Source organism: Pseudanabaena sp. PCC 9330 (assembly GCF_055795045.1).
Genome location: NZ_JAYFES010000098.1, coordinates 14,200 through 38,643 on the forward strand (window position 1 = coordinate 14,200; position 24,444 = coordinate 38,643).

Annotated in this window: 18 protein-coding genes and 1 tRNA gene; 9 read left to right on the forward strand and 10 right to left on the reverse strand. The window is 60.0% G+C overall.

The features are described 5' to 3' along the window. Positions 1–77: 77 nt before the first annotated feature. The 7 genes from AC0QKW_RS10585 to AC0QKW_RS10615 all read left to right on the forward strand — a co-directional run bounded on the left by AC0QKW_RS10585 (position 78) and on the right by AC0QKW_RS10615 (position 10,230). Positions 78–150: transfer RNA gene (locus AC0QKW_RS10585), tRNA-Glu, on the forward strand. A 192-nt stretch (positions 151–342) separates the two neighbouring features. Further along, a complete protein-coding gene (locus AC0QKW_RS10590) occupies positions 343–855 on the forward strand; it encodes a hypothetical protein (RefSeq protein ID WP_473151034.1) in 513 nt (170 codons plus the stop codon). Between the two features lie 51 nt (positions 856–906). Beyond that, positions 907–1,770 (forward strand): PHP domain-containing protein, encoded by an 864-nt coding sequence (locus AC0QKW_RS10595; protein ID WP_473151035.1) that lies wholly within the window; start codon positions 907–909, stop codon positions 1,768–1,770. Beyond that, on the forward strand, positions 1,763–5,416 hold the full coding sequence (locus AC0QKW_RS10600) for a CAAX protease (RefSeq protein WP_473151036.1): 3,654 nt from the start codon (positions 1,763–1,765) through the stop codon (positions 5,414–5,416). Before AC0QKW_RS10595 ends, AC0QKW_RS10600 begins: the two co-directional genes overlap by 8 nt. A 252-nt stretch (positions 5,417–5,668) precedes the next feature. Beyond that, positions 5,669–7,237, forward strand: a complete 1,569-nt coding sequence (locus tag AC0QKW_RS10605; RefSeq protein ID WP_473151037.1) for a FecR domain-containing protein — start codon at positions 5,669–5,671, stop codon at positions 7,235–7,237. A gap of 326 nt (positions 7,238–7,563) precedes the next feature. After that, positions 7,564–8,745 carry a M20 family metallopeptidase gene (locus tag AC0QKW_RS10610; RefSeq protein WP_473151038.1) on the forward strand — a complete coding sequence of 394 codons (1,182 nt, stop codon included), beginning with the start codon at positions 7,564–7,566 and terminating at the stop codon, positions 8,743–8,745. 135 nt (positions 8,746–8,880) lie between these two features. Next, positions 8,881–10,230 (forward strand): leucyl aminopeptidase family protein, encoded by a 1,350-nt coding sequence (locus AC0QKW_RS10615; protein WP_473151039.1) that lies wholly within the window; start codon positions 8,881–8,883, stop codon positions 10,228–10,230. Between the two features lie 144 nt (positions 10,231–10,374). Here the strand turns inward: AC0QKW_RS10615 and AC0QKW_RS10620 are convergent, their stop codons facing one another. After that, the gene (locus AC0QKW_RS10620; protein ID WP_473151040.1) at positions 10,375–10,596 is read right to left on the reverse strand and encodes a hypothetical protein; all 222 of its coding nucleotides are present in this window, start codon (positions 10,594–10,596) and stop codon (positions 10,375–10,377) included. Positions 10,597–10,714: 118 nt separating this feature from the next. Further along, a complete protein-coding gene (locus tag AC0QKW_RS10625) occupies positions 10,715–12,616 on the reverse strand; it encodes a GTPase family protein (protein WP_473151041.1) in 1,902 nt (633 codons plus the stop codon). A 209-nt stretch (positions 12,617–12,825) separates the two neighbouring features. Here AC0QKW_RS10625 and AC0QKW_RS10630 point away from each other — a divergent pair, with 209 nt between their 5' ends. Next, a complete protein-coding gene (locus AC0QKW_RS10630) occupies positions 12,826–14,130 on the forward strand; it encodes a TldD/PmbA family protein (protein WP_473151042.1) in 1,305 nt (434 codons plus the stop codon). Positions 14,131–14,411: 281 nt separating this feature from the next. Next, on the forward strand, positions 14,412–15,929 hold the full coding sequence (gene purF, locus AC0QKW_RS10635) for an amidophosphoribosyltransferase (RefSeq protein WP_473151043.1): 1,518 nt from the start codon (positions 14,412–14,414) through the stop codon (positions 15,927–15,929). Positions 15,930–16,203: 274 nt separating this feature from the next. Here the strand turns inward: purF and AC0QKW_RS10640 are convergent, their stop codons facing one another. The 8 genes from AC0QKW_RS10640 to AC0QKW_RS10675 all read right to left on the reverse strand — a co-directional run bounded on the left by AC0QKW_RS10640 (position 16,204) and on the right by AC0QKW_RS10675 (position 24,320). After that, positions 16,204–16,446 (reverse strand): hypothetical protein, encoded by a 243-nt coding sequence (locus AC0QKW_RS10640; protein ID WP_473151044.1) that lies wholly within the window; start codon positions 16,444–16,446, stop codon positions 16,204–16,206. A 90-nt stretch (positions 16,447–16,536) separates the two neighbouring features. Beyond that, the gene (locus AC0QKW_RS10645) at positions 16,537–17,826 is read right to left on the reverse strand and encodes an MFS transporter (protein ID WP_473151045.1); all 1,290 of its coding nucleotides are present in this window, start codon (positions 17,824–17,826) and stop codon (positions 16,537–16,539) included. 92 nt (positions 17,827–17,918) lie between these two features. After that, positions 17,919–18,686: a hypothetical protein gene (locus AC0QKW_RS10650; protein WP_473151046.1), complete on the reverse strand. Its 768-nt coding sequence runs from the start codon at positions 18,684–18,686 to the stop codon at positions 17,919–17,921. Between the two features lie 151 nt (positions 18,687–18,837). Beyond that, entirely contained in the window at positions 18,838–20,307 is a 1,470-nt protein-coding gene (locus tag AC0QKW_RS10655; RefSeq protein ID WP_473151047.1) for an aminotransferase class I/II-fold pyridoxal phosphate-dependent enzyme, read from the reverse strand. Positions 20,308–20,385: 78 nt separating this feature from the next. Next, complete coding sequence (locus tag AC0QKW_RS10660; RefSeq protein WP_473151048.1) at positions 20,386–21,117, reverse strand: succinate dehydrogenase cytochrome b subunit; 732 nt, start codon at positions 21,115–21,117, stop codon at positions 20,386–20,388. Beyond that, positions 21,114–21,950 (reverse strand): SirB1 family protein, encoded by an 837-nt coding sequence (locus AC0QKW_RS10665; protein WP_473151049.1) that lies wholly within the window; start codon positions 21,948–21,950, stop codon positions 21,114–21,116. The genes AC0QKW_RS10660 and AC0QKW_RS10665 overlap by 4 nt, the downstream gene beginning before the upstream one ends. Then, positions 21,951–23,498: an NAD(P)/FAD-dependent oxidoreductase gene (locus AC0QKW_RS10670; protein WP_473151050.1), complete on the reverse strand. Its 1,548-nt coding sequence runs from the start codon at positions 23,496–23,498 to the stop codon at positions 21,951–21,953. A gap of 93 nt (positions 23,499–23,591) precedes the next feature. Next, on the reverse strand, positions 23,592–24,320 hold the full coding sequence (locus AC0QKW_RS10675) for a TspO/MBR family protein (protein ID WP_473151051.1): 729 nt from the start codon (positions 24,318–24,320) through the stop codon (positions 23,592–23,594). Positions 24,321–24,444: the final 124 nt, after the last annotated feature.

Below are 24,444 nucleotides of genomic sequence, written 5' to 3' on the forward strand. Positions count from 1 at the left end.
CTGGATTATGCAAATTGCCGCAGTTAGTTTGACAAGGGTGCACCCTTTACCTATACTGAAAAATGTCGAAAACACAGGCCCCCATCGTCTAGAGGCCTAGGACACCTCCCTTTCACGGAGGCGACGGGGATTCGAATTCCCCTGGGGGTATGAGAGTCAACTCTTTATAAGAGTGCTACGAATCCGATAGGAAGCATTTCCTGTCGGATTCGTGATTTTTGACCCGACTACGGGTCATTGCTGGGGTACGGTTAGCAAATTTTCCCCCAATGCTATGACCGAGTTTAGAGAGAACTTATTGATCCGAAGAGACAACTGCTCTTCTCTGCTGCTACAGCTGCTATGTTGACTTTTGCCGCTCCTACCGACGAAGCCCAGGCTGCTGAACTGATGCAGCCCTGCCTGATTCGCGTGGTCGATAACATTCGCAAGCATATGGAAACCCTGCCGTGGCGCAGTGAGTATCTGGAGCAGGTGAGCTGGCCAGCCCACAGCACGGCGGAGCAACGGCAGCAGGTGCGAGATCTGGCGGCTCAGCTTAAGGAAGCTACACCAGAGGGGGCTGAGGTCATTCGTCAACGGTTGGCTGAGTTGCCCGCCCCCAGCCCGGTCTACCAACTCAAGCTGACGGCGATCGCCGATGATGGTGCCGACCCCCATACACTCCGCACCGCTACGCTAGACGTGTGGGAGTTGTGTTTTGCAGTGTGCTTTAAAAATTACCAGGGGCAGCAGCCTGCCCAGGTCGATGCCACTTTGCTCCACGACGACGGTGAGGTCAATTGGCTGGCGCTAGATGAGAAAGCCAAGGCACTGGTAGAGCAGGCGATCGATGGGGCGATCGCCGACACCTAGGGCGAGCACTGCCGCCAATACGGCACAATGGGAGAAAAATCCTGCGTCTCTATGCTTGACCTGCACAGCCACACCACCTGCTCAGACGGCACCCTCTCCCCAGCGGAGCTGGTGGCGGCAGCGATCGCCGCTGGGGTCAAGGCTTTGGCCATCACCGACCACGACACCCTGGCCGGGTGGGATGAGGCCATTGAGGCAGCGGGTGACGACCTAGAAATTGTGCCGGGGGTGGAGCTGAGCACGGTGGAAGGGGGGCGATCGCTGCACATTCTCGGCTTTTACCCCGATCGCCAAAAACTAGAGCCACCGCTCATGGAGCGCATTGAGGGCCGTCGCCGCCGTGCCCAGGCGATCGCCGAAAAACTGGCCGAGCTGGGCGTGCCCATCGAGCTGCCTGAGATGCGGGGCAATATGGCCCCCGGTCGGCCCCACCTGGCGGCGGCCCTGGTAGCGGCGGGCCACGTCGCCAATAAGCGCGAGGCCTTTGACCGCTGGCTGGGCGACCATGGCCCCGCCTTTGTGCAGTACGAGAAATTTTCTGCTGCCGAGGGCATTGCGCTGCTGCGCGACTGTGGGGCGGTGCCGGTGTGGGCACACCCCTACCTGTTCAAAGGCTCCACGGTAGAGGCGCTGATGCCCCAGCTGGTGGCAGCCGGGCTGATGGGGGTCGAGGTCTACCACCCTCACCACAGCCCCAGCGACATTCGGCGGCTGGAGGAGTACTGCGATCGCTACGGCCTGGTCAAAACCGGCGGCAGCGACTACCACGGCCCGCCAGAGGCCAAGGCAAATGCCTCCCCGAACGCAAAACCGAAACAGGAGGCCGTAGCGCTCAATCAGCTGCATCTGCCCCTCGATCTGCTAGCGCCGCTCAAGCAGGCGGCTACCGGCGCAGCCCTACCTCACTATGACTGACTCCGCTTACCAGGTCTTTTGGGCGCTGCTGGGCGGCCTAATCAGCTTAAACCCTGATGTCTTGGCGGCGCTGCAACCGGTGCCCGAAACAGTTGCGATCGCGGTGGTGTTTTTGGCAGGGCTGTCGCGGGCTGTGGGCGAGGGCATTGTGCTGTTTATCAACCGCGTCAAGCCGCTGCGATTTGTGCTCAGTCTGGTGCTGTCGGCGCTGCTGTTTGTAGCGGGCTACCTGTTTTGGGCGCTGAGTATCTGGGTGGCCAGCCGCTGGCTGCTAGAGCAACCCGTTGCCTGGCGAGCCATTCGCGACAGTCTGGCGCTGAGCTATGTGCCGCTGATGCTGAGCTTTTTGGGGGCCATGCCCTACCTGGGTATGCCGATTGTGCGGCTGCTGGCGCTGCTGAACCTGGTGTTGGTGGTGACAGGGCTGGCCGCCTTTGGCGGGCTGTCTCTGGGGCAGGCGGCAGCGCATGTGGCCCTGGGCTGGGTGGTGCTGCAAGGGGTGCAGCAAACTACCTTGGCCCAGCCTCTGATACGGTTTAACCGCTGGATTGCCAACTGGATTGCCGGGGTCAATCTGGTGGTCGATCGCGACCAGCTCAAAACCCTGGTGGCGACCCACCCCCTAGGGCCAGGAGCGGCCCTAGGGGGTGGGCCAAAGGCTGTGGTGTCTCAGGATGCCGAGGACAAGGCGATTGTTCCAGGGCTGTGGCGATCGCGGCGTATTCCCCTGCTGTGGACCTACATCGCTCTGGGCGTGGTCGCCCTGGTGGTGGCCCTCAGCCTAGAGCCCCTACGCACCCTGATCACCACCTGGTACGGCCAGAGCCGCCCCGCTCGCTGGTTTGCCGATCTGCTCTGGGTGGGGGCGATCGCCCTGGTGGTGGCCGCCATGCTCGCCCCCCTCGAAGCCCTGGGCTGGTGGGCAGGCTGGTACGGCGGCGACGGCTCTCCCCGCCCATCTATCACCCCTCAGGGCAATACCAACTCTCCGACCCAGCGCTTCATCGTCTACCTCGACGGCATCAATCAGGCCACCGCCGACTACCAGCCCACCGTCGCCCGCTACCTCGACGAACTGGGCCAGCAGCTGCCCGCCGATATTGCCCTGGTGAAGGGGCTGATTCCCTACTCGGTGCTCAACCGATCGCTCACCCAAGACCGCCCCCTGGCCTTTTTTTGGCGCGCCGTCGAAACCCTGACTCAGCGCCTCGGCCCCTGGGTGGGCATGATCATCAACATCCGCAACATCCTAATCGTGGCGGTGTCTGCCGATCAGCGCTTTGGCCCGATCTACAACCAGGGCGTGGCCCAGCAGGTCTACGCAAGTCTGCTCCAGCACGGCTACCCCGCCGCCGGGGGCATTCCACTGACGCTGATTGGCTACAGCGGCGGGGGCCAGATTGCCATGGGCATTTTGCCCTTTCTCAGACAAGCCCTGGGCGCACCCATTGAGGTGATCTCTCTGGCCGGGGTGATCAGCGGCAACAGCCAGGTGCTGGATGCCGAGCAGCTCTACCACCTGGTGGGCCGCAAAGACCCCGTGGAGCGCCTGGGGCCAATCATGTTTCCTCGCCGCTGGGCGATCGCCCCCCTCAGCTACTGGAACCGGGCCAAGCGCAAGGGCAAAATCACCTTCATTTCCCTTGGCCCCGTGAGCCACCAGGTGCCCGGCGGCGTGCTTGACGACCAGGCCTTTTTGCCCGATGGCCGCAGCCACCTGCAGCAGACCCTCGACCTCACCCTCGACATTCTCGTGGGCGACCTGCGCCAGCACCTCGACCTGCAAAAAATCCAGGTCAAACAGCTGGGCAACTACTACCAGTTTCAGGCAGCGCCCTTTAACCACCACAGCTACTACCGGGTGCAGCAAACTCTGCCCACTCCCTGGTATCGTCCGGCGGCCCCCTGGCTGGGGCGGCTGATTTTGCCCGACCCCCACCAGCGCCCCGACGGCGTCTGGCTAGAGCTGCTGCACACCCCCCCTGACTACCAAGCCTGGCTGGGTCAGCGGGTGCGCCTGCGCTGGCAGAGTGACTCTGACTTCAAAAAGCGCATCCAGGCCATCACCCGCGACATTCACTTTAGTGCCGAAGCCGAAGCCTCCCATCGCCAGGGCCTGATCTTGCCCACCCGCCTCAACCACTGGCGGCTAGTCACCCCCCTCGAATCTCTCGCTGGGGCAAGACCCATGGACGACGTGATCGTGAAATTGCCCGATCCGGTCACCGTAGAAGGCCTCGCCCACCCCCCAAGTACGGGCGCACAACAGTGCGCCCCTCCACCCCCCACGCCCTACCCCTCACGCCCTCACTCCCCCACCCTCACCATCGCCCACGAACCCATCCAAATTTCTGGCCTCTACTACGCCCTGGTGCAGTTCCTTCACCCGGTGGATGAGACCCTAGAGCGCTACCGGGTGGTGCACTACAACCCCGCCACTCAGCAGTTTGACGGGCTGGAAGAAACCGTGCGGCTGCCCACGGTGGTGCCCGACGACAACGGGGTGCCCCCCTTTACCAATGCTGAGCTAGAGCGATCGCCCCAAAACGCCAGCGGCTGGTACATCCACGGTGCCCAGGCCCACAGTACCCAGGCCCAGGACGGCGAGTTTGTGGTGCAGGCGCTGCGGCCCCGCTGCCTGTTTCAGCTGGTGCCCGATCGCACTCTGACCAGCGCCCGCCAGGGCCGACAGTACCTACGCCGCGAGTCGTGGAACAACCTGGAGGCAAAAAAGGGCGCCGCCACCTCGGTGCTGATCGACCCCAAGGCAACCTCGGAGCAGGCGGCGATCGCCCGCTGGCGAGAGGGCGACAAGGCCCTGCTGGTGCATGTCTACGGCGGCATCGGCGGCGACAGGCGCGAGCCCGCCGCCAAAGGCCCGGTCTACTTTGGCCACTTTGCCTACGGCATCGCCACCGTGGTGCGCGAGCCCCTCACCGACGAGCTTCAGTTTGAGATTGTCTACCACCAGGTCTACACCCACAACCGGCGCGGGCTGATCGCAGGCAGCCTCGACTGGTCGCTGTACATGGGCGATCGCCAGTGGGGCTTTATGGGCACCCGGCCCGTCTCCGACATTTTGATCAGGCTGCCCGCCTACACCGAGCCCTTTGACTTCAACGGCTACCGCTGGTCGGCTCTTGACGACCTGCGCGTTGAACTAGAGCTAATGACCGCCCGCTACCGCACTGGCGACGGCACTGGCGTCACCTACGTCGGCCCCGCCAACAACTGCGCCCAAGACTCCAACCAGGCCATGTACGCCGGGGCCATGCATCTGGAGGCAGCCATCAAGATCCACCGGGCTACCCTCAAAACCTGGGAAGCCAACAATCCCAGCCAAGCCCAGCAGTTCCAGCAGTTGATCAGACTGCGCCGCGCGATTCAGCAAGAGCTGTTGCCCTTCGGCAGTGCCCGGGCCGACTGGGCCGACGAGCAAGAATCCCTGGGCAGTAACTTGTCTGACTACCCCCTAAAAACCCTTGGTCGGGGTCTACTGAGCTGGCGCACTATGCTGCCTCGCAAAGCTAGCGACACCATTACCCTGCTCTGTCTGCAGCACGGTGCCACTCTCTGGGTGTTGCGCACTAATCAGCTAGGGGGCCATGACTCCACAATTGATCCCCTCGCTCCGCTCACTCTGTAACTGTTCCTGTACATCTACGCAATGGAGATCATATGAAGATAACGTAAAATTTAAAGTGTGAACTTTATACATTGCTCTACGGATTTGTTATCACATGACTAGTAGATCTACGTAGAGTGCTCTCTTAATCCAGTTGTTCTATCCGCTTTTTAGGGATGTCAACCATTTGATTTTCTCTAGAAAGAGGGCACCAGGGGGCATTAGTTCGGACACGCCAGCTGTTACTGCGGTTACGCCATGTTGGGTTACGCCATGTCAGCTATTGGGAATTTTGTCATTCGAGGTCAGCGCCCGGCTGCTTCGATGGCTTTGGGTCTAGCGTCTCTCTCGGCATTGATGCTGGCAGCCATACCAGCCCAAGCCAGTGTGCCTCTGACCAGGGCTGATATTGAAGCGCTGCGCAATCGAGTTGAGCTGATTCCCCGGGGGCGTAGGGCTCGGGTGGCTAGCAGGTCTGACATTTTGGCCGTGGGTGACGCTCTACGCACCGCTGCCTCGGCCCAGGCAGACCTACGTTTTAACGATGGCTCTCTGGCCCGGGTCGGAGAGCGGGCTACCTTTCGCTTTGTGCCCAACACCCGCAACTTTCGACTCACCAACGGCACTGTGCTGCTGCTGATTCCCCCTGGCCAGGGCCGCACCAACATTCAGACCCCCAGCGCAGTGACCGGTATTCAGGGGTCAGCGGTAGTAGTGCGATACCTGCCAGACCGCGATCTGACCGTGGTTATGGCGCTTACCAACAACCCTGCCGGACCCATGACTATTACTGCTGGGAGCTGTGGTGCAGCTAACTCTGACACCTGCGTCGCCTCTGAATACTCCCTCTACGGGGGGCAAATGGCGCTCATTCAAAATAACCAGGTGCAGGTTGTTGAGTTTGATTTGCCTTTGTTTTATCAAACTAGTTCCCTGGTCGAAGGACTGGAGCTAGACAACCCCAATGCCGAGTCGTCCCTAGGGCCAGCCCTAGAGGGCGTGCGCGAAGAGACCCTCGAAGCCCTAGGCAGCCAGGCGGCATTTGAGGGCGGGGTACCGCTACCACCAGAGTTGATCAGCTTAGACAGTAGTCAACTCGATAGCCAAAACTGGAGCCTGGCTCCCTCGTCTACGGGAGTGTCTCCTCTGACCACTCTGCGGGGGCTCCTGTCTCCAGAGAGTACTGTTTTGAGGCCTGCTTCTGCTCAGCAGTCAACCTCTGCGGCAGCGCCACCATTCGCTGGTCAACGCCCCGCTGCTGCATCGAGTGCGGGTGGTAACACCGGCACTACACCGACTACCCCTGCTCTCCCCAGCGGCAATGCTGGGCAAACCCCGGCCCCGGGAAATAACGCTGGGGCGACACCGCCTGTCTCCTCAAATCCTGGCGGCAATGCTGGACAAGCCCCCACCCCCTCAAATCCTGGCAATGTTGGGCAACCTCCACCTCTAGGCGGCAATACTGGAGTAATACCTCCTGCCCCTACTCCTAATCTCCCTGCGCCGCCGCCGGTGGAAGTACCCAACTCTGATCCAACCCCCATTGCTTCGCCGCCACCGGTGGAAGTGCCCATCCCTGATCCAACCCCCATTGCTTCGCCGCCGCCGGTGGTGGAAGTGCCCATCCCTGCTCTACCCCCAGTTGTTGACCCTATGCCTCCACTGGTAGACATTCCTAGCCTGCCTCAAGATCCGACTGGTGGTTCAGGGTTAGTGCCGGGTGTTGGTAATGACAACGGCAACGGCAATGGGCCTGGTAATGCGCAACCGCCGCCGTTCACTGATCCAAATTTTCCGGCTGATCCCCCAGCTGAGCCAGGCCCCTTCTTTCCTGGTGGATAAGGTGAGTAGGGGTTTGCTAGCAGGTCAGTACATACAGCCACGACTAGGGTTGGTGTCTCGCTATACATCAGCCCTAGTCTGTTCTAGGCTAGATCTAGCAACTGTTGACGGAGAGCGACCGGCGGCGGTTTGAGGTTGATGCCGATTGGGAAAGAGAATTTGGACTTGACCTGGGACAAGGTTAATCTCTTGCTTCAGGCATCTGAGAATATAGCTAGTGGTTGCGATCGCATAACGCATGATTGCAAAAGACAGGGTAGCTAGTCTGTTTGCAATTGCCTGTATGTCCCATTGATATTGTCTAGCCCCCATGGCAATTCCCATCGATGCTGAGTCAGATTAAGTCCATTGTTGAAGCGATTTCGCCGCGTTTAATTGAAATTCGTCGGCATCTCCACGGACACCCTGAACTCAGCGGCCAGGAATATAAAACGGCTGCCTATGTGTCGGGGGTACTGTCTTCCTGCGGTCTGCGCGTTCAGGAGTTGGTCGGTAAAACTGGTGTGGTGGCCGAACTGCCCGGCGGTGACGATGCCAGGCTGTTGGCGATTCGAGCCGATATGGACGCGCTGCCCATTGCCGAGCGGGTAGACCTGCCCTTTGCTTCAAGCCAGACAGGGATCATGCATGCCTGCGGCCACGATGTGCACACCACAGTGGGGCTGGGCACGGCCATGGTGCTGTCGCAGCTGGGTATTCCACTTCCAGGGACGACGCGCTTCCTGTTTCAGCCTGCCGAAGAAACCGCCCAGGGAGCGCGCTGGATGATTGAGGATGGGGTGATGGCGGGGGTGTCGGCAATCTTGGGGGTTCACGCCTATCCCTCGGTGCCAGCCGGAGCCATTGGCGTTCGCTATGGGGCACTGACCGCTGCCGCCGATGATTTAGAACTTGTGATTGTGGGCGAGTCAGGCCACGGGGCGCGCCCACACGAGGCGATCGACGCGATTTGGATTGCCTCCCAAGTGATTACGACCTTGCAACAGGCAATTAGCCGGACTCAAAACCCACTGCACCCGATTGTGCTGACTATCGGCCAGATTCAGGGGGGGCGAGCGCCCAATGTGATTGCCGACACGGTGAAGCTGCTGGGCACGGTGCGATCGCTCCATCCCGACACCCGCAACCACCTGCCCCAGTGGATTGAGTCGATCGTGGCAGGGGTCTGTCAGCCCTACGGGGCCAAGTACGAAATCAACTACCGGCGGGGGGTGCCCTCGGTGCTCAACGACCCGGCCCTGACGGAGCTGACGGCTCGCTGCGCCAGCGAGGCTCTGGGCCAGGAGCACCTCCAGCTCATCCATGAACCATCTCTGGGAGCCGAGGACTTTTCACTGTACCTAGAGCACGCGCCGGGCACTATGTTTCGTCTGGGGGTGGGCTTTACCGATCGCGCCGTCAACTACCCCCTACACCACCCCAAGTTTGAGGTTGACGAGTCGGCGATCGCGGCTGGGGTGTTGACCATGGCCTATGCCAGCTATTGCTATTGGCAGCTGTCCCCATAGTCTGGGTGCGCGTTCTGCTCAGTTGAGAGGCCTGATCGGCTGATCAGCCTTCTGGGTAACGTGTTTTCCGGCTTACCCGAGAGGCAAAACTCCGATAGACTGATTCACTTGGGTGCCACTCCCGGAGGATAACCGTTGTCAACGCCGATTCCCATTTATCTGGTCGATCAGACTGATTTAGCCAATAGCCATGCCGACAGCCAAGCCTGGGCTCTCTCCACCGGGTTTAAGGCTGACCCCAATACCTTTTGTCTGGTGCCTGGTGAAGGCGGCATTCTCGCCAAAGTGTTAGCGGGCAAACCCAATACCGTCGATACCTGGGCCTTGGGTCACCTACCCAAGGCGCTACCGCCCCAAACCTACTGCCTGGGAGACCCCTGGTCACCCGAGATGGCAACCAAACTGTGGCTGGGCTGGTGTCTAGGCAGCTACAGCTTTACCCAGTACAAGCGCCCCATGCTAGCCCCTGAAACCAAGCTGATCAGGCCTGAGGGGGCCGACTATGCCTACGTCACCACCACAGTAGCGGCGACGAACCTGGTGCGCGACCTGGTCACAACCCCGGCTGGCGATATGGGGCCAGAGCAGCTAGAGGTAGCGGCCCAGGCTCTGTGCGATCGCCACACCGCCAACCTCACCGTGATTGCTGGCGACGAGCTGCTGGCCCAAAACTATCCCCTGATCCACGCGGTGGGCCGGGCCTACACCCAGGCCCCCCGACTACTCGACATCACCTGGGGCGACCCTGCCGCCCCTAAGGTGACCCTGGTGGGCAAGGGAGTTTGCTTTGATACCGGTGGCCTCGACATCAAGCCCGCCGCTGGCATGAAGCTGATGAAAAAGGACATGGGTGGGGCCGCCCACGCCCTGGGCCTAGCCGAGATGATCATGGGCTTAAACTTGCCGGTGCGGCTGCGGGTGCTAATTCCTGCCGTCGAAAATAGCATTGCTGGCAATGCCCTACACCCGCTCGATGTGGTGCCCTCACGCCGGGGGGTGACCGTAGAGATCGGCAACACCGACGCCGAGGGCCGCCTGGTGCTGGCCGACGCTCTCTGGGAGGCTGTTTCTGAAGAGTCATCTCCTCAGCTTGTGATCGACTTCGCTACCCTCACAGGGGCCGCCCGCATTGCGCTGGGCACTGAGCTGCCCGCCTGTTTTAGCAACGACTCTGAGGTAGCCAATGCCCTCGTCAACTGCGGCCTAGCGGTGGATGACCCACTTTGGCACCTGCCTTTGTACCAGCCCTACCGCTCTATGATTGATAGCTCCGTAGCCGATCTGTCCAACATTTCTAACAGCTCCTACGGCGGATCAATTACTGCTGCCCTATTTTTGCAAGAGTTCACTCGTCCCGACATTCCCTGGGTGCACCTAGATCTCATGGCCTGGAACCTGCGCACCCTGCCCGGTCGCCCAGAAGGCGGTGAGGCCATGGGAATACGGGCAGTGTTTGAGCTGATTCGTCAGCGGCTGGTGGGGTAATAGGTAATGTTGGCCTGGCGATTTTGGATTTTTGGCGGTGATCAGGACGCAGCGCCGGGGCAGACCTCGGTGTGTGCCTAAATCTCGGCCATCGGGCAACCCAATATGGGCATATTTCTGGCCAAAATCGCCAAGCTACAATTTCTAAAGTCCTAGCCGCTCTTTGTAAAGGCTCTTTACCAGGTTGTCGAGCTGCTCTTCGGGGCAGCAGTCGATCAGAATGTAGAACGCCTCTAGCAGCTTGGCGGCGCTGTCACCCATCAGAGGGTTAAGACCCCATACATCTTGTACCCAGTCGCTAGGGTCGGTGGCTTCAAAAATCATGCGCTCGAGGAGCTGTTTGGCTTCAGTTTTTGAGATAGACATTGCGAACAGTACCAAAAGGGCCGATTGAAGAGTATAACGCTGCGCCTCAACGACGCAGGCAAAGCTCAATGAATTTGCAGCCTAGCGCTTTGATGTTTCAGGCTCTGCCCTGTCAAACCTACGGTGCGGTGGTGCTGTACTGGTCGAGATAGTGTTCGACTCGCTGACCTGTATCGGCCATGGATAGGTCTTGGGTCCAGCCCTCGAGTAGGGCGTGGCCAAAGGCCCAGGCGGCGCGATCGGGCGGATCGTTGTGGTCGATGAGCAGGGGCCAGAGGGCCAGCAGGTCGAGGCGGGCAGTGTCAGAATCGATCACCTTAAACAGGTCATAGGCGAGCTGGAGTTTGCCTATGACCACGGGCAGCTGCTCGATGGGGATTTGCTCAGCCAGCAGGTAGGCAAGCGTAGGGGTGCCGGTAGTCAGGGTGGCGAGAAATTGCAGCACCGGGCTTTTGAGAAAATTGGCGATGCCCTGGGTGGTGCTCATCTGTACCCGATAGCGATCAATCAGGCGGGCGGCGGCGGTAACTTTGGTCTCGCGATCGCGCAAAAACCGCGCCAGTCTTAGCTCCTTGGCCGGGTCGATCAGCTCCACCAGGGCGCTACCCAGAGCGTCGGCATTCCAGGGCAATCGATCGCTGTCGCGGGTAACCAGGGGTAAAACGCGATCGCACAGATCCCCCAACTGCTCTTGCCGGTAGCGGGTGGCCTCGCGGATCGAGACTTCTTTGGGGCGGCTACCCCACTGCCAGTCGTAGGGGGGCTGCCACTCACGGATAGGTCGCAGCCGATCGACCTGGGTGAGGGCGGCGATCGCAGACAAATCGGGCACTTCCCGCCGCATATCGCGCAGCAAATCCGCATCCATTTGTAGGGCCGGGTCGAGGGCCGGGGTAACCAGCAGCAGCAGGTCGGCCCGGCGGGCGCAGTCGAGCAGCTGATCGCGGTAATCGGTGCGATCGACCTGCTCGTAGCCGGGCGAATCCCACAGGGTGAGGGTTTCGTCGCCATCGCCCTGCCAGCGGTAGGTACTGATGGTGTCGGTGCTGGGCAAAATATCTACCGCCGCCAAATCGGCGTCAAACAGGGTGTTGATGACGCTGCTCTTGCCCGCCCCGGTGCGGCCCACCAGCAAAATATTCAACGGCTGAGTGGCAACCTGTTCGACGGGCTCGGCGCGATCGAGAATGTCGCGCAGAGTCTGGGTTTTGGCCGCAGACAGGGGCTTGGCGGGGCTAGGCAGGCTGGGCAAGTCGCCGCTGTAGAGAGCCACGGCCTGGCGGTAGAGGTTGCGCAGGGTGGCCTCCCGCAGCAGGGCGTTGAGATTGCCCAACAACTGCTGATTCGCCACGGTATTGGTGGGTTCGCTGAGGGTACGGGCGGCGGCGGCGGCGGGGTTGAGCAGCCACTGGGCCCAGGTCCAGGCCTGCCACAGCTTGCGAGCCGAGGGTTCTACCTGACGATAGACCTCGTAGCCCTGTACGGCCTGACCAACGGTGACTTGACCCAGGACAGGGGAAAGGGTCTCAATCCAGCGATCGACATCATCGACAGTGCCCCGCAGCAGGCCGTAGGCATCGGGGATATAGATATTGAGCAGGGGATATTTGACATCGGGATGATAGGTGTGGGCCACGGCGGTAATCACCTCGCGGCAGCGGCCCAGCAGCGGGTTCCAGTCTTGCCACACTGGGGGGTCTTGCTGAGCAGCAGCGAGAATCTCTTCCAGGGCGGTGGCGGCGGTCTGGGTGGCCCTATCTAAAGTTGCCGCGGGCATCTCGGCGGCGGCCTCTAGCTCTTGCTGAGCCTGCTCTAGGGCGGCTTCTACTTGTTTAAAGACTGGCTTGGTCCAGCGGGCCAGCAGCCAGCGCCACAGCACCAGCATCACGACAATCACGCCCCAAAGCCAGCTCAGCCCCCAGGCGTGGATCTGGGTACCGGCGGCGGTGAGAATGAATCCGGCGATCGCCACCAGGGGTGCCACCAGTGCCGTCCACTGCCAGGGTTTGAGTCGTATCATTGGCCTGCCCCGTCTACGCCCAACGCCTCTAGTGTAAGCAGGTTTGGCCCGCTGCCAGGGCACAGATAACCGAACGCTGACGAGACAGCGGTATCAGCATGCCTCAACCTCAGTCCTCACCTTGCTGAGCACCATCTTTCCCTGCGCCCTTTGCAGGGGTGCCGCTATCCGGGAAGATGAAGGGAGTTTTGCCCCGTTCACTGACTGTTATGGTGTCTGGTCTGTCTGACGATTCGCTGGCTGAACAACTGATCGACTTGGCCCTAGAGCGGGGAGCCGAAGCGGCAGAGGTACTGCAATCGCGATCGCGATCGCGCCCCGTTTTTTTTGAGGCCAACCGCCTCAAACAGCTCGAAAGCTCTGCCGCTCTGGGCACCGGCCTGCGGCTGTGGGTCAACGGTCGGCCGGGGCTAGCGGTGGCCTACGGCAATGTTGACCCCGGTGCCATTGTCGACAAAGCCCTGGCCATCAGCGCCCTCAACGACCCTGAACCCCTTGATCTGGTCAGTGGCCCCAGCCGCCACTACCCCGACATGGGCCAAGAGGTGCCCGTCGAGCAGCTGATCGAGTGGGGCCAGGCCATGATCGATCGCATTCGCAGCGCCTACCCCGATGTGATCTGCGGCGTCGATGTCGAGTGCGACGTCGAAACCACCCGCATTCTCAACACCCAGGGGCTCGACTGTGGCTACAGTGACGCCACCCTGAGCAGCTATCTCTCGGCAGACTGGGTGCGCGGCGACGACTTTTTGAGCGTCAGCGACGGCCAAACCCAGCGCGGCAGGTTAGACGGCGATCGGCTGGTCGACCAGGTGTTGCAGCGGTTGGTCTGGGCCGAGCAGTCGACGGAGATTTCCACGGGCCGCCTGCCGGTGATCTTTACCGCCAAGGCCGCCGACATGATCTGGGGCACCCTGCAATCGGCCCTCAGCGGCAAACGAGTCGTGGAGCGATCGTCTCCCTGGAGCAGCGCCCTGGGGGAGCAGATGACCTCTCCGGCAATCACCCTGTTGCAAGACCCAGAGGCTGGCCCCTTTAGCTGCCCCTTTGATGATGAAGGGGCCCCGACCCAGCGGCTGGTGTTTATTGACCGAGGGGTGGTGACGCTGTTTTATTGCGATCGCGCCGTCGGTCGTACCCTGGGCGGTGGTTCCACCGGCAATGGCTTTCGCCCTGGCCTGGGCAGCTACCCCACCCCCAGTTTGTATAACTCCCTGGTACAGCCAGGTACAAACTCTCTAGCTGAGCTGATTGCCAATATCGAAGACGGTGTGTTGGTTGACCAAATTTTGGGCGGTGGCCCCGGCATCTCAGGCGATTTTTCCGTCAATATTGACCTGGGCTACCGCATTCACCGGGGCGAACTGGTCGGGCGGGTCAAAGACACCATGGTGGCCGGCAACATCTACACCGCTCTAAAAAACAATGTCGACCTCGGCAACGACGCCGACTGGAACGGCTCCTGCTACACCCCCTCAGTATTGTTGGATGGACTATCGATTACCAGCGGCTAATAGCGCTCTTAAGGGGCATTCACCAACGCCCTAACGATTGCCCGCCGCTGCGCTGAGACAGCGATCGCAAAGACCGCAGGTGGTATGATCGCCTATATTAAGGAACTATTAAATATGGTGGGTTGATTCGGTAGTTTCTAATGCAGTTTTGCAAACCCCCACCCTATGATAAAGCTGGGCACGCATGGCGGCAAAATGCGGCTGCTAACTGTGTTGTGCTAGATGCGTTTACAGACTCTGCTCTTCTGCCATTGCGTTCCTAAAGCCACCCTGCACCACCAATGACGTTCCCTTCCGAATCTTTCCTAGACGACTCCTGCGATTCACTCTCAGGCCAACTTGAGAGTCGCCCCGACAAGCCAGAAGAAGCCTGCGGCATCTTTGGCCTTTTTGCTCCCGATGAAGAAGTGGCACGACTGGCCTACTTCGGTCTGTTTGCCCTCCAACACCGGGGCCAAGAGTCGGCAGGCATCGCCACCTTTGATGCCTCGGGTAGCCACAGCTACAAGCACATGGGGTTAGTCTCCCAGGTGTTTGACGACCAGATTTTGAAAGATTTAGTTGGGCATATTGCCGTTGGCCACACCCGCTACTCCACCACCGGATCTAGCCACGTGTGTAATGCTCAGCCCGCCGTGGTGCCCACCCGCTTGGGCGATCTGGCCCTGGCCCACAACGGCAACCTGGTCAACGCCGCCGACCTGCGCGAAGAACTGCTCGATCGCAACCACGACCTGATCACCACCACTGACTCTGAGATGATCGCCTTTGCCTTGGCTGAGGCTGTCAACGATGGAGCCGACTGGGTGAATGCAGCAGAAACCGCCTTTAATCGCTGCTATGGAGCCTTTAGCCTGGTGATCGGCACCCCCAATGGCATCTTGGGTGCCCGCGACCAGCAGGGCATTCGCCCGCTGGTGTTGGGGGTGCTGGGCCACGACATTCCTGAGGTGGGTCAGCCCGCCCACTATGTGTTGGCCTCTGAGACCTGCGCCCTCGACATTATTGGGGCCACCTATGTGCGCGACATTGCCCCCGGCGAGCTAGTGTGGATTACCGCCGACGGGCTGGTCTCTCGCCAGTGGGCCGGGGCCACAGAGCGCAAGCTCTGCGTGTTTGAGATGATCTACTTTTCGCGCCCCGACAGCATTGTCAACGGTGAGAGCCTCTACAGCTACCGCCGCCGTCTGGGCCACCAACTCGCTAAAGAATCGCCCGCCGATGTGGATTTGATCATGGCGGTGCCCGACTCTGGAGTGCCAGCAGCGATCGGCTTTTCGCAACAGTCTAAGATTCCCTACGCGGAGGGACTGATCAAAAATCGCTACGTGGGCCGCACCTTCATTCAGCCCACCCAGTCGATGCGGGAGGTGGGCATTCGCATGAAACTCAACCCCCTGAGAGATGTGCTAGAGGGCAAGCGGGTGCTGATTGTCGATGACTCGATTGTGCGGGGCACCACCAGCCGCAAGATTGTGCAGGCGTTGAGAGATGCGGGGGCAGTAGAAGTGCACATGCGGATTTCGTCGCCGCCCGTAACCCATCCCTGTTTCTACGGCATTGATACCGACAATCAAGATCAGCTGATTGCCGCAACCAAATCGGTAGACGCGATCGCTCAACAGATCAACGTTGACTCGCTCGCCTACCTAAGCTGGGAGGGTATGCTCGATGCTACCTACCAAGACCCGAGCAGCTTTTGCTCGGCCTGTTTTACCGGCAAATATCCAGTAGAAATTCCTGAGCCGTTTAAGCGGGCTAAGCTCAAGTTTGAGCTTAAAGAGCCAGTAACCACCTAAGCATCGGCACAGCTGAGCAGGCTCATTTTTGGCGTTGCTGAACCGACGCATGAATTTGGGTAGGGGCAAACGGCCGTTTGCCCCTACGAGAGCCGTTGGCATTTTTGATTCATACCTGTATCTCGCAACGCCTCATTTTTTCTAGGGCGATCGCTTCTGGCTGCATTGAGCTAGCGTCAGATGCACAGTCAAAGCTCTAACAGCACGATTGCAGGAGCTAAGGTTCTGATTCGAATCAGAGCCTTGACTCCTGCATCTTCAGTCATTCAGCCTCTCATCCCAAACCGTTAAAGAACTTCATTGCCATTTGGGGTAGGTGGCTGACCTCAAACCACACCTGCTTAGGGCTGATGCCAAACAGGTATTGCAGCGCTACAAAAATTACCGCCAAACCAATCAGGGGAACCAGCCCTACGCTGAGAATTCTGAAGAACAGCTGAGAAACTAAGACAATGACGGCGATCGCCGCAATCAGTAGCACCAGTTGAGAATCAACAGAATTAAGCAGAGAATCCATAGAATCTGAAGCCCTTTTTGAGATAGCGGACGATTTAAACAAATTCACGCCATCGTAACCCAGATGGCCACACCAAAGTTGTCATGGTGATCACGAAGGGTCTGCCGATAGTTTAGGGCTAGAGCTTTCAGTCACCGGGGAAAGCTTCATGCGCATGGTCTCAAACACCCAGAGCAGGCCAATGCACACCGTGGCGCTGAGGCCCACCCCCAGCCAAAACCGCCGGGCCACCAGCGCCGACTGATCCATCGCCCAGCCTCCCAGCAGCGGGCCGATAAAGTAGCCCACCGTCCAGCACTGCGAACTCACCGCCACGTAGGCACCGCGCAGTGACGGTGGTGCCAGGTCAGACACCGTGGCCACAAAGAAGGGTTTATAAGCCACCGACGCCAGCGACAGCAGACACAGCGCCACGATCGCCCAGACAAACTGAGCCTCGGCAAAGGTACCCGCCGCCCACAGCAGGGCAAAGCCAATGCCCCAGAGGGCGATCGCCCCGCTCAGCACCCAGATGCGCCGCAGGGGCATTAGCAGACTGGTAGTCGGAATTTGCGCCACCGCTCCCACGCCGATGTAGCACCAGGTAAACAGGCTAGCCGTGCTGCCCACCGACACCCCCGGCACCGGGTCATTCCCCGCCATATAGTTGGTGAAATACAGCGGAATGGTGCTGGTCACCAGGGCCACGTAGGTGGTGAAAAAGATATTCGCCGCCATAAACACTAGCAGGGCCCTGTCCTTGAGGGCGCTGACAATGCCGCCGCCACCCTTGGCCGAGTCAGGGCGCTGGGGATACTCCTTAGTCATGGCCAACTGCACCAGACCCAAAAAAGCCAAAAACATCATGCCGCAGCCGGCAAAAATCAGCTCCGGGTCAGCCCCTACCACTTTTAAGAGAGCGCTACCGCCCAAAACACCCAGACCAATGCCGACGTACTCGGCCACGCCCATCACCGCAAAGGCGCTGCTGCGATCCTCAGGCTCGGTGGCATCCATCACCGCCGCTCCCGAGGCCGTCCAATAAAAGCCCAGGCTGACACCCAGCACAAAGCTGGCGAGAATGAGCAGCCACAGACTGTGAGCCACCACCAAAATCAAAGACACGATCGCCCCCGAGAGCGCCGCTAGGCTCAGCACCGCCCGTCGGCCAAACCGAGGTGAGTCGGCCAGGGTACCGCCTACAAAATGTCCTGCCACCTCCGTCACCGCGCACAGGCTGAGCGCAAAGCCCACCGCCGTAGCCGAAAACCCCATCTCGTTGACAAACAAAATAGGAATGTAAAAGTTAATCAGCCCGTAGCTGACTTGAATCAGCAACCTTCCCAGAGCCTGAATTGTCACCTGGCGGTTGGCAAGCTGGAACAGGGCAGAAAAAGGCATAGGGGAAAGTTAAGACAACGGCAGCAGTCCTTCAGGCATTATTCAAAGATGACTGGGGCAACCTGTCTGTGTCTGTAACTGCATTAGTCAGTTTAGGCAAATTCGCTAAAGACGTAGACCATGGCTACCATGGCCATCACCGTTGCGAAGGTGCCAAACAGCTCAATCGGCAGCGAGGCGCGGCGGTGGGCGGGCCGCAGCCAAAAGTTGAGCACCCGCACAATGCGCGGCATCACGATCAGGGTAAAGACACAGGTGGTGATCAGGTTGTTGGCCAGCATGGCGCTAGCCGGATCCCAAGAGTCGAAAACACCTAAGCGCTCAAGAATGAAGCCCTGCACCATGATGATCGGGTACAGACCCAGCACCACCGCTAGAATCTCTTTCCAAGCCGGAGGCCCTAGCCCGGTCAGCTCTTGACCCGATTCATTGGAAAACCAGCCCTCCATCCCTGTCTCAAATGACTTGAACTTGTAGGATTTAAAGATTTCGCAGCCAGCCTTGAGCAGGGCTTCGCGATCGCTCGACTGCAACCAGCTATGGACATGGCTGGGCCGCTCAAAATGCAGCACAGTGTACCACTTGAGGCAGCCTTCTTGAACAGCGAGAGGACGATAGCGATCGGCCCGAATAAAGCCTTCGCTGCGATTGGCCAGCTTCACCAGGCGGCGATGCCAACTGCGAAAGGCCCAGGTTTTGTTGCCCGGCACAATGTACTCAATCACAATGCTGGGGCAAGGCAGGTCGGTGATTTTGTCTCGCCCCAGCATGGCAATCAGGCGACCTGAGTTGGCAATGCGTTGACTGAGTTGAGCCCTCAGGTGGTTGATGCTTTCTGTTACCGATTCCTGTAGCGCCATAGTGCCTCAGCATTCTCAAAAAAGATTACGTCACTAAAGCTGCATTCAGTATACAGCCGATATTCTTAAGGGTTCGTTAAATTAGAAGTAACCAAGCATAGGCCAATCGACTGGTCAATCAAGCCTATCTAAAGGCAGACTCTTGGCAAGCTTAGGTCAAGATTCTCAACGTGGTGAGCGTGGGGTCGCTCCCCCCGGTGAGATAGCCGCCCTGGCGTTTGACCTCGGCCAGGTGCGCGATCGCCTCTTCCCCAATCACCTCCCCCGCCACCAGGGCCGGAATACCGGGCGGATAAGCCGAAATCGTCTCGGCGCTAATGCGCCCAACGGCCTGCTTAGCCATAACGGTTTCGGTGGGGGCAAAAAAGGCCTGGCGAGGCGACACCACCGGCAGGGCAAACACCGGCGCAGCCGTCTCTAGAAGAGGGCACAGAGGCCCAGGCTGGGCCGCCGTGGTTGAGACCAATCGTTTCGCCAGGGCTTGAAAGCCAGCGATGCACTGCTGCCCATCCTCAGCTGTGTTGCCCAGGCTGACGATCAAGGTCAGGTGCTGCAACTCGGGTAGCTCAACGGTGACACCCAACTGCCCATGGAGAATTTCATCGGCCTCTAGCCCTGTCAGCCCCAGACCCGCCACGTCTACCGTCAGCCGGGTCACGTCTAGATCGCTGACGCTGGAAAAGGCTGCGATCGCCGGTTTCCCGATCACCCCCAAGCCAGGGATCATCGCCAGTTCGCTGCGCAACTGCACAGCCAGGGCGATCGCCGGTTCCAACCCCGCTCTGCCCTCGGTGGCCATCTGGTGGCGGGCCGCATCCAACGAGGCCAGCAGCAGGGCGCTGGGGCTAGAGGACTGGGTGAGTTGTAGAGCACTTTGCAGGCGAGATCGATCAATGCGCGTGCCTCTGACATGCAGCATGGCCGCCTGACTCAGTGCCCCCAGCACCTTGTGGGTTGACTGCACCACCAGGTCAGCGCCCAGGGCCAGGGCCGGGGTGGGCAGCTCAGGGTGAAAGGCAAAGTGGGGGCCGTGGGCTTCGTCCACCACCAGGGGAATACCGTGGCTGTGTGCCAGGGAGGCGATCGCTCCCACATCCGAGCAAACACCGTGGTAGGTAGGCGACACCAGCACAATAGCGCGGGTGTCGGGGTGCTGGGCCAGGGCCGCTGCGACATGCTCTACCTTGACCCCCAGCGCCAGCCCCAGACCACACTCGGGCGACACAAAAATCGGCATCGCCCCCGCCAGCACCAGCCCGGCAATCACCGATCGGTGGGCGTTGCGCGGCACAATGATCTTGTCCCCAGGGCCGCAGGTCGCGAGCATGGCTGCCTCAATGCCGCAGGTCGAGCCATTGGCCAGAAAAAAGGTGCGATCGGCCCCAAAAGCCGCCGCCGCCAGCTCCTGAGCCGCTAAAATCACCCCCTCCGGGGCAAACAGATTATCGAGCTCCGGCAGTTCTGGCAGGTCTGCGGCGAGGGCAGCCGACCCCAGCAGCGATCGCAGCCTCGCCGATGCCCCCTGCCCTCGCCGATGGCCCGGAGCATAAAACGCTGCGTGGGGCCGCTGCCCACCCGCCTGCAACGCAGACAGCAAAGGAGTTTGAGACTGATCGAGCATAGCCTTGGACAACAGGATACACAGGGCACGGGCCAGGCCGTTGACAGGGCGACGGCTTGAGTGGGCGATCGCCTTTGCCTACTTCACAACATCCCAATAGATCGCCCAGGGCAGCAGCAAAAAACCAATCGCAATACCCGCTCCCACCACCGCACTGACCCCATAGACCATGGGGCGAATGCCTCGATGCAGCAGCCCGATCGATTGCAGCGCGCTCCACAGCCCGTGGCGCAGATGCGACCCCAGCAGCACCAAAACGACGCTGTAGCCCACCACGTAGGGCAGCTGGTGAAAATCTTCCATCACCAGCCGCGCGAGATCGCGCACGGGTTCACCCCTGAGTAGGGTGGTGTAGTAGGGGCCAAATTTCAAGGTGCGCAGGTGAAACACCAAAAATGCCGCCAGCACCGAGCCTGTGACGATCATAGTGCACGAACTGAGGGTCTGGTAGCTGGGGCTACCCGCCGACTGGTAGAGGCTGTAGCCCACGGGGCGAGCCTGCCGTTTGCGCCAAAACAGCTCAATGCCCACTGCCGCATGGAGCAACACGATCGCCAGCAGGGCCAGCTCAAAGGCGTAGAAGGCCACCCCCAAATGCTCAATCAGTCGGGCGTAAGCGTTGTAGGCGTGACGACCAAAGAACAGCAGCAGATTGCCCACCATGTGTGCCAGCACAAACGCCGTCAGCAGCAGCCCCGTAGCCCCAGTGATCAGCTTTTTGCCCAGGGATGAGCGGTAGAACCGCAGCAGCGGCGAGGCGGAGGTAGGGGGCTCAGTTTTGGCTGTGGGGGTTTTGAGGGTGTTGGTCATAGGTCGTCCTGCACGCTCTCGATTTGATCAATGACGCGACGAATCTCGAAGGCATCGGCAGCGTCGGGATGCTCAAACAGGTAGCGCTCAAGGTCGAGATAGGCTTTGTCGAGCAGCCCCTGCTGATAGTGAATCAGGCCGCGATCGCGCCATTCGCCCACCGCCTCAGGATGGATCAGCAAAATGCGGTTAATCGCATCGAGCGCCTTAGGCACATTTCTATTTTGCAGATAAATGAGTTTCAGGTTGGTCAGCAGGCGCACCAAAAACATCGTCGGGGCGATGGGGGCCAGATGGTGCGGCTCCAGTCTGACCGAGTCGCCAAACATCTGTTTGATGCGATCGCGACAGTCGTGCTCAAACATGATCTCCCCCTGGTGAAAGGGGTCGACAAAAATCGCCATATCATCCAAAGTCGGACGAACCAGAAAATGTCCCGGTAGGCTCACCCCCGCCATGGGAAAGCCCACCCGCTGGGCCAGCTCCAAATACACCAGCGACAGAGTGATGGGAATGCCCACCCGCCGCTCTAGCACCTCGTTGAGAAAGCTGTTGCGCGGGTCGTAGTAGTCAATGCTGTTGCCACGAAAATTTAGCTGGTTAAAGAGATAGTCGTTGATGACGCCAATAATTTTGAGCGGATAGCGATCGGCGGGTAGCCGCCGCCGCAGAGCGTCAGCCATGCGATCGAGCAGCGCCAAATAGTCACTCACCACCAGCTGCGGATAGTCTTCTTCGGCAATGTACAACGCCGCCCTAGCCAGACTGACCTGGTCTGAGGGCCGTTGCAGTTCGTGGTAAAGGCGCTCCCTGGGCAGTGCAGAATTGGTCATTTATGCGTCGTAGTCCTTGCCGCTGCCATAGAACAGCCGATCTTGCCACCGATGGCTATGGTATCGCGGCCCTGGGGGTAGTGACTCAATTACAGGATTTAAGGCGCGAGCCAGGGGGGCTAAGGCGCTGTACCCAGCCAGGCTGCCGTAGTGTCCCAGCCAGCGCGCCAGGGCTCCCACCCCGACCTGGGGAATAATTTTGGCCACCAGCGCCGGGTATTTCACCGAGGTCACCGCCAGGGTCTTGGCCAAGGCCTGAAACTGCACCACATCCTGTAAAAAGGGTTTGAGCGTGGCTTCGCCTAGCCCCGCCATGGCGGCAAAAATCGCCGTCAGTAGGGTGTTGATCTGCTGTTCCGGTAGGCTTTGGTCAATGCCCACGCTCATAGATTTTTGAAACAGCCAGGTGACCGATAGATTGGGCTGGTAGGGTTGCAGCGTCCCCAAGGCCTGCGCCCCCAGACAATCACTGGCCAGGGCTTCGTCGATACCTGTCACCAACCGTTCCAAATGGCGAATCATCGCCCCAAAGCCGCCAAAGCTCAGGGGCGACTGGCTGCCGCTGCTGTCGCCCACCGCCAGGGTACGCCCCCAGGGGTACCGCAACGGGCTGTGCTTGTAGCAAGGGAAAAACCCAAACAGCGCCCGCTTGACCTGCAACTCCTCCAGGCTCACCCCCTGATACTCCGGCAGCAGAGTCCAATATTCCTCAAAAAACTCCGTTAGGCTCAGCCGCCTGGAGTCGGCATCCATATAGCTAAACATGTAGGTGGTGCGCCCATCCCGAGCCGGAAAGGCCTCCCAAAAGTACTGGCACTGGTGCCGCAGGGGCGTAAACGAAGCAATCAAATCTCCGGTGTCGTTCTGGGGGTAGCCCTCGGCACAGGTGCCCACCACCAGACACACCGCATCGGGCTTAGCCACCCCTCGGGCCTGGCGTGCTAAGGGCGAAAAGTGGCCCATGGCGTCGATCAGCAACCGAGTCGTGAAGGGTTGCCCTGCCTTCACCAACACGCCGTTGGGGTGCACCCAGGCAGCATCAAAAGCGCTGTGCTCAAACAGCTTGCCCCCCGCTTGCAAGAACTTAGCCTTGAGCTGGTCTAGCAGCCCCCTGGGGTCAACCCCCACATTCAGCACGTCCTCAACCCACAGGGGGTCGCCCGTGCCAAACTGAATGCGAGCCGGGTTGTATTCCGAGGCGATGACTTGCTCTAATTCTTCAGGGGTTAGCAGCCCCAATGCCGTCAGGGCCGCCAGTTCGCGACGAGAGATATTCCACTCTTGGTCTCGCCCCCGCAAACTGCCGCGTTCTACGATCGCCACCCGCCAGCCCCGCTGGGCCAGCCCGGCCCCCAGCATTATCCCTAGGGTACCGCCGCCGATCACCACATCCCAGTCCACTGACTCTAGAGACGTTTTAGCCTGGTGCACGACCTGGGTTTCGGGTAGGTTGCCGGTACGATAGGCCAGCCACAGATCGTCGGCCCGCTGCAGCCCCCCGAGGGGGTCGCCGGGCAGGCCAGAGAGCATCTGTTCAGTCAGGGACATGGCGCACATGGCGAAAGGGGCAAGATGGGGCGGCAGCCCTCTCCTATTGTGCCTATTGTGTCGGCTGATTGGGTTGTCTAGCGAGGGTGTAGATCAGGCCGATACAACTGGGTATAGGGGTTCTTGACCATTCAGACGCCAGAGGCTGATGCACAGAGCGGTGGCGATCGCCAACCACACCAGCGATGGCAAAATTACCCACCCTGCCAACGGTAGCACCCGGTAGTAGCTGACCGTCACCACCACCGCCGAGAGCAATGGCCCGGCGATGACCATCGGTACCGCCGCCCCCAGCCGCCCTTCTACCGTAAAAATCGTATTCCAAGTATCGCCCAGGCTCAGGTGCGCCACGTAGAGCATCAGCGGCACACACAGAAAGGTTTGCCCCAGGGCCGACCACACCCAATAGGCCGAGACCACCCGCAGCACCGCAATACTCATCCACACGATGGGAAAGGCCAGCGGCGGCGGTGCCCAACCCGGCCGCTGAAGCGCGGCGTAGCGGCCGCTGTTTCGCCGGTTGTCGAGCGGCGAAAAGAGGCGCGATCGCAGCGTCACAAAGGCCAAAAAAGCACAGGCGATGGCCGTCATTGCCCCCTGGGGCCACGCCGCTGTGTCAAATTGCCCCAGGGCGACATCCATCGCCCCCAGCAGCCCGGTCATCGCTGCCACTTGGGCGATCGTCGCCCCCAGATAGGCTAGCGTGGCCCGCTTGTCCCACCGAGGATTGGCCAGGTCGGTGCGCACAGTAGTGTCGAGAATGGGTGCTTTCACCCCCATTACCCGATTGACGCTGTTTTCTACGATTTTTTTGCTGTTCATCGGCAGGCAGCTATGAAAATACTCATTTATCAAGACTCCTTAAAGATGGGGCTCGAGATTAGGCAACCCTAGGAGCCAAACCCTATAGTGCTTACTAGTATGAGGGCACTTTGACCTCATTTGC

Coding starts and splice junctions, on each gene's coding strand:
- AC0QKW_RS10650 (WP_473151046.1), bottom strand. CDS start 18,686: ATGGCGCTACAGGAATCGGTAACAGAAAGCATCAACCACCTGAGGGCT.
- purF (WP_473151043.1), top strand. CDS start 14,412: ATGACGTTCCCTTCCGAATCTTTCCTAGACGACTCCTGCGATTCACTC.
- AC0QKW_RS10590 (WP_473151034.1), top strand. CDS start 343: ATGTTGACTTTTGCCGCTCCTACCGACGAAGCCCAGGCTGCTGAACTG.
- AC0QKW_RS10670 (WP_473151050.1), bottom strand. CDS start 23,498: ATGTCCCTGACTGAACAGATGCTCTCTGGCCTGCCCGGCGACCCCCTC.
- AC0QKW_RS10665 (WP_473151049.1), bottom strand. CDS start 21,950: ATGACCAATTCTGCACTGCCCAGGGAGCGCCTTTACCACGAACTGCAA.
- AC0QKW_RS10610 (WP_473151038.1), top strand. CDS start 7,564: ATGCTGAGTCAGATTAAGTCCATTGTTGAAGCGATTTCGCCGCGTTTA.
- AC0QKW_RS10675 (WP_473151051.1), bottom strand. CDS start 24,320: ATGAACAGCAAAAAAATCGTAGAAAACAGCGTCAATCGGGTAATGGGG.
- AC0QKW_RS10625 (WP_473151041.1), bottom strand. CDS start 12,616: ATGATACGACTCAAACCCTGGCAGTGGACGGCACTGGTGGCACCCCTG.
- AC0QKW_RS10660 (WP_473151048.1), bottom strand. CDS start 21,117: ATGACCAACACCCTCAAAACCCCCACAGCCAAAACTGAGCCCCCTACC.
- AC0QKW_RS10620 (WP_473151040.1), bottom strand. CDS start 10,596: ATGTCTATCTCAAAAACTGAAGCCAAACAGCTCCTCGAGCGCATGATT.
- AC0QKW_RS10600 (WP_473151036.1), top strand. CDS start 1,763: ATGACTGACTCCGCTTACCAGGTCTTTTGGGCGCTGCTGGGCGGCCTA.
- AC0QKW_RS10630 (WP_473151042.1), top strand. CDS start 12,826: ATGGTGTCTGGTCTGTCTGACGATTCGCTGGCTGAACAACTGATCGAC.
- AC0QKW_RS10645 (WP_473151045.1), bottom strand. CDS start 17,826: ATGCCTTTTTCTGCCCTGTTCCAGCTTGCCAACCGCCAGGTGACAATT.
- AC0QKW_RS10640 (WP_473151044.1), bottom strand. CDS start 16,446: ATGGATTCTCTGCTTAATTCTGTTGATTCTCAACTGGTGCTACTGATT.
- AC0QKW_RS10655 (WP_473151047.1), bottom strand. CDS start 20,307: ATGCTCGATCAGTCTCAAACTCCTTTGCTGTCTGCGTTGCAGGCGGGT.
- AC0QKW_RS10595 (WP_473151035.1), top strand. CDS start 907: ATGCTTGACCTGCACAGCCACACCACCTGCTCAGACGGCACCCTCTCC.
- AC0QKW_RS10605 (WP_473151037.1), top strand. CDS start 5,669: ATGTCAGCTATTGGGAATTTTGTCATTCGAGGTCAGCGCCCGGCTGCT.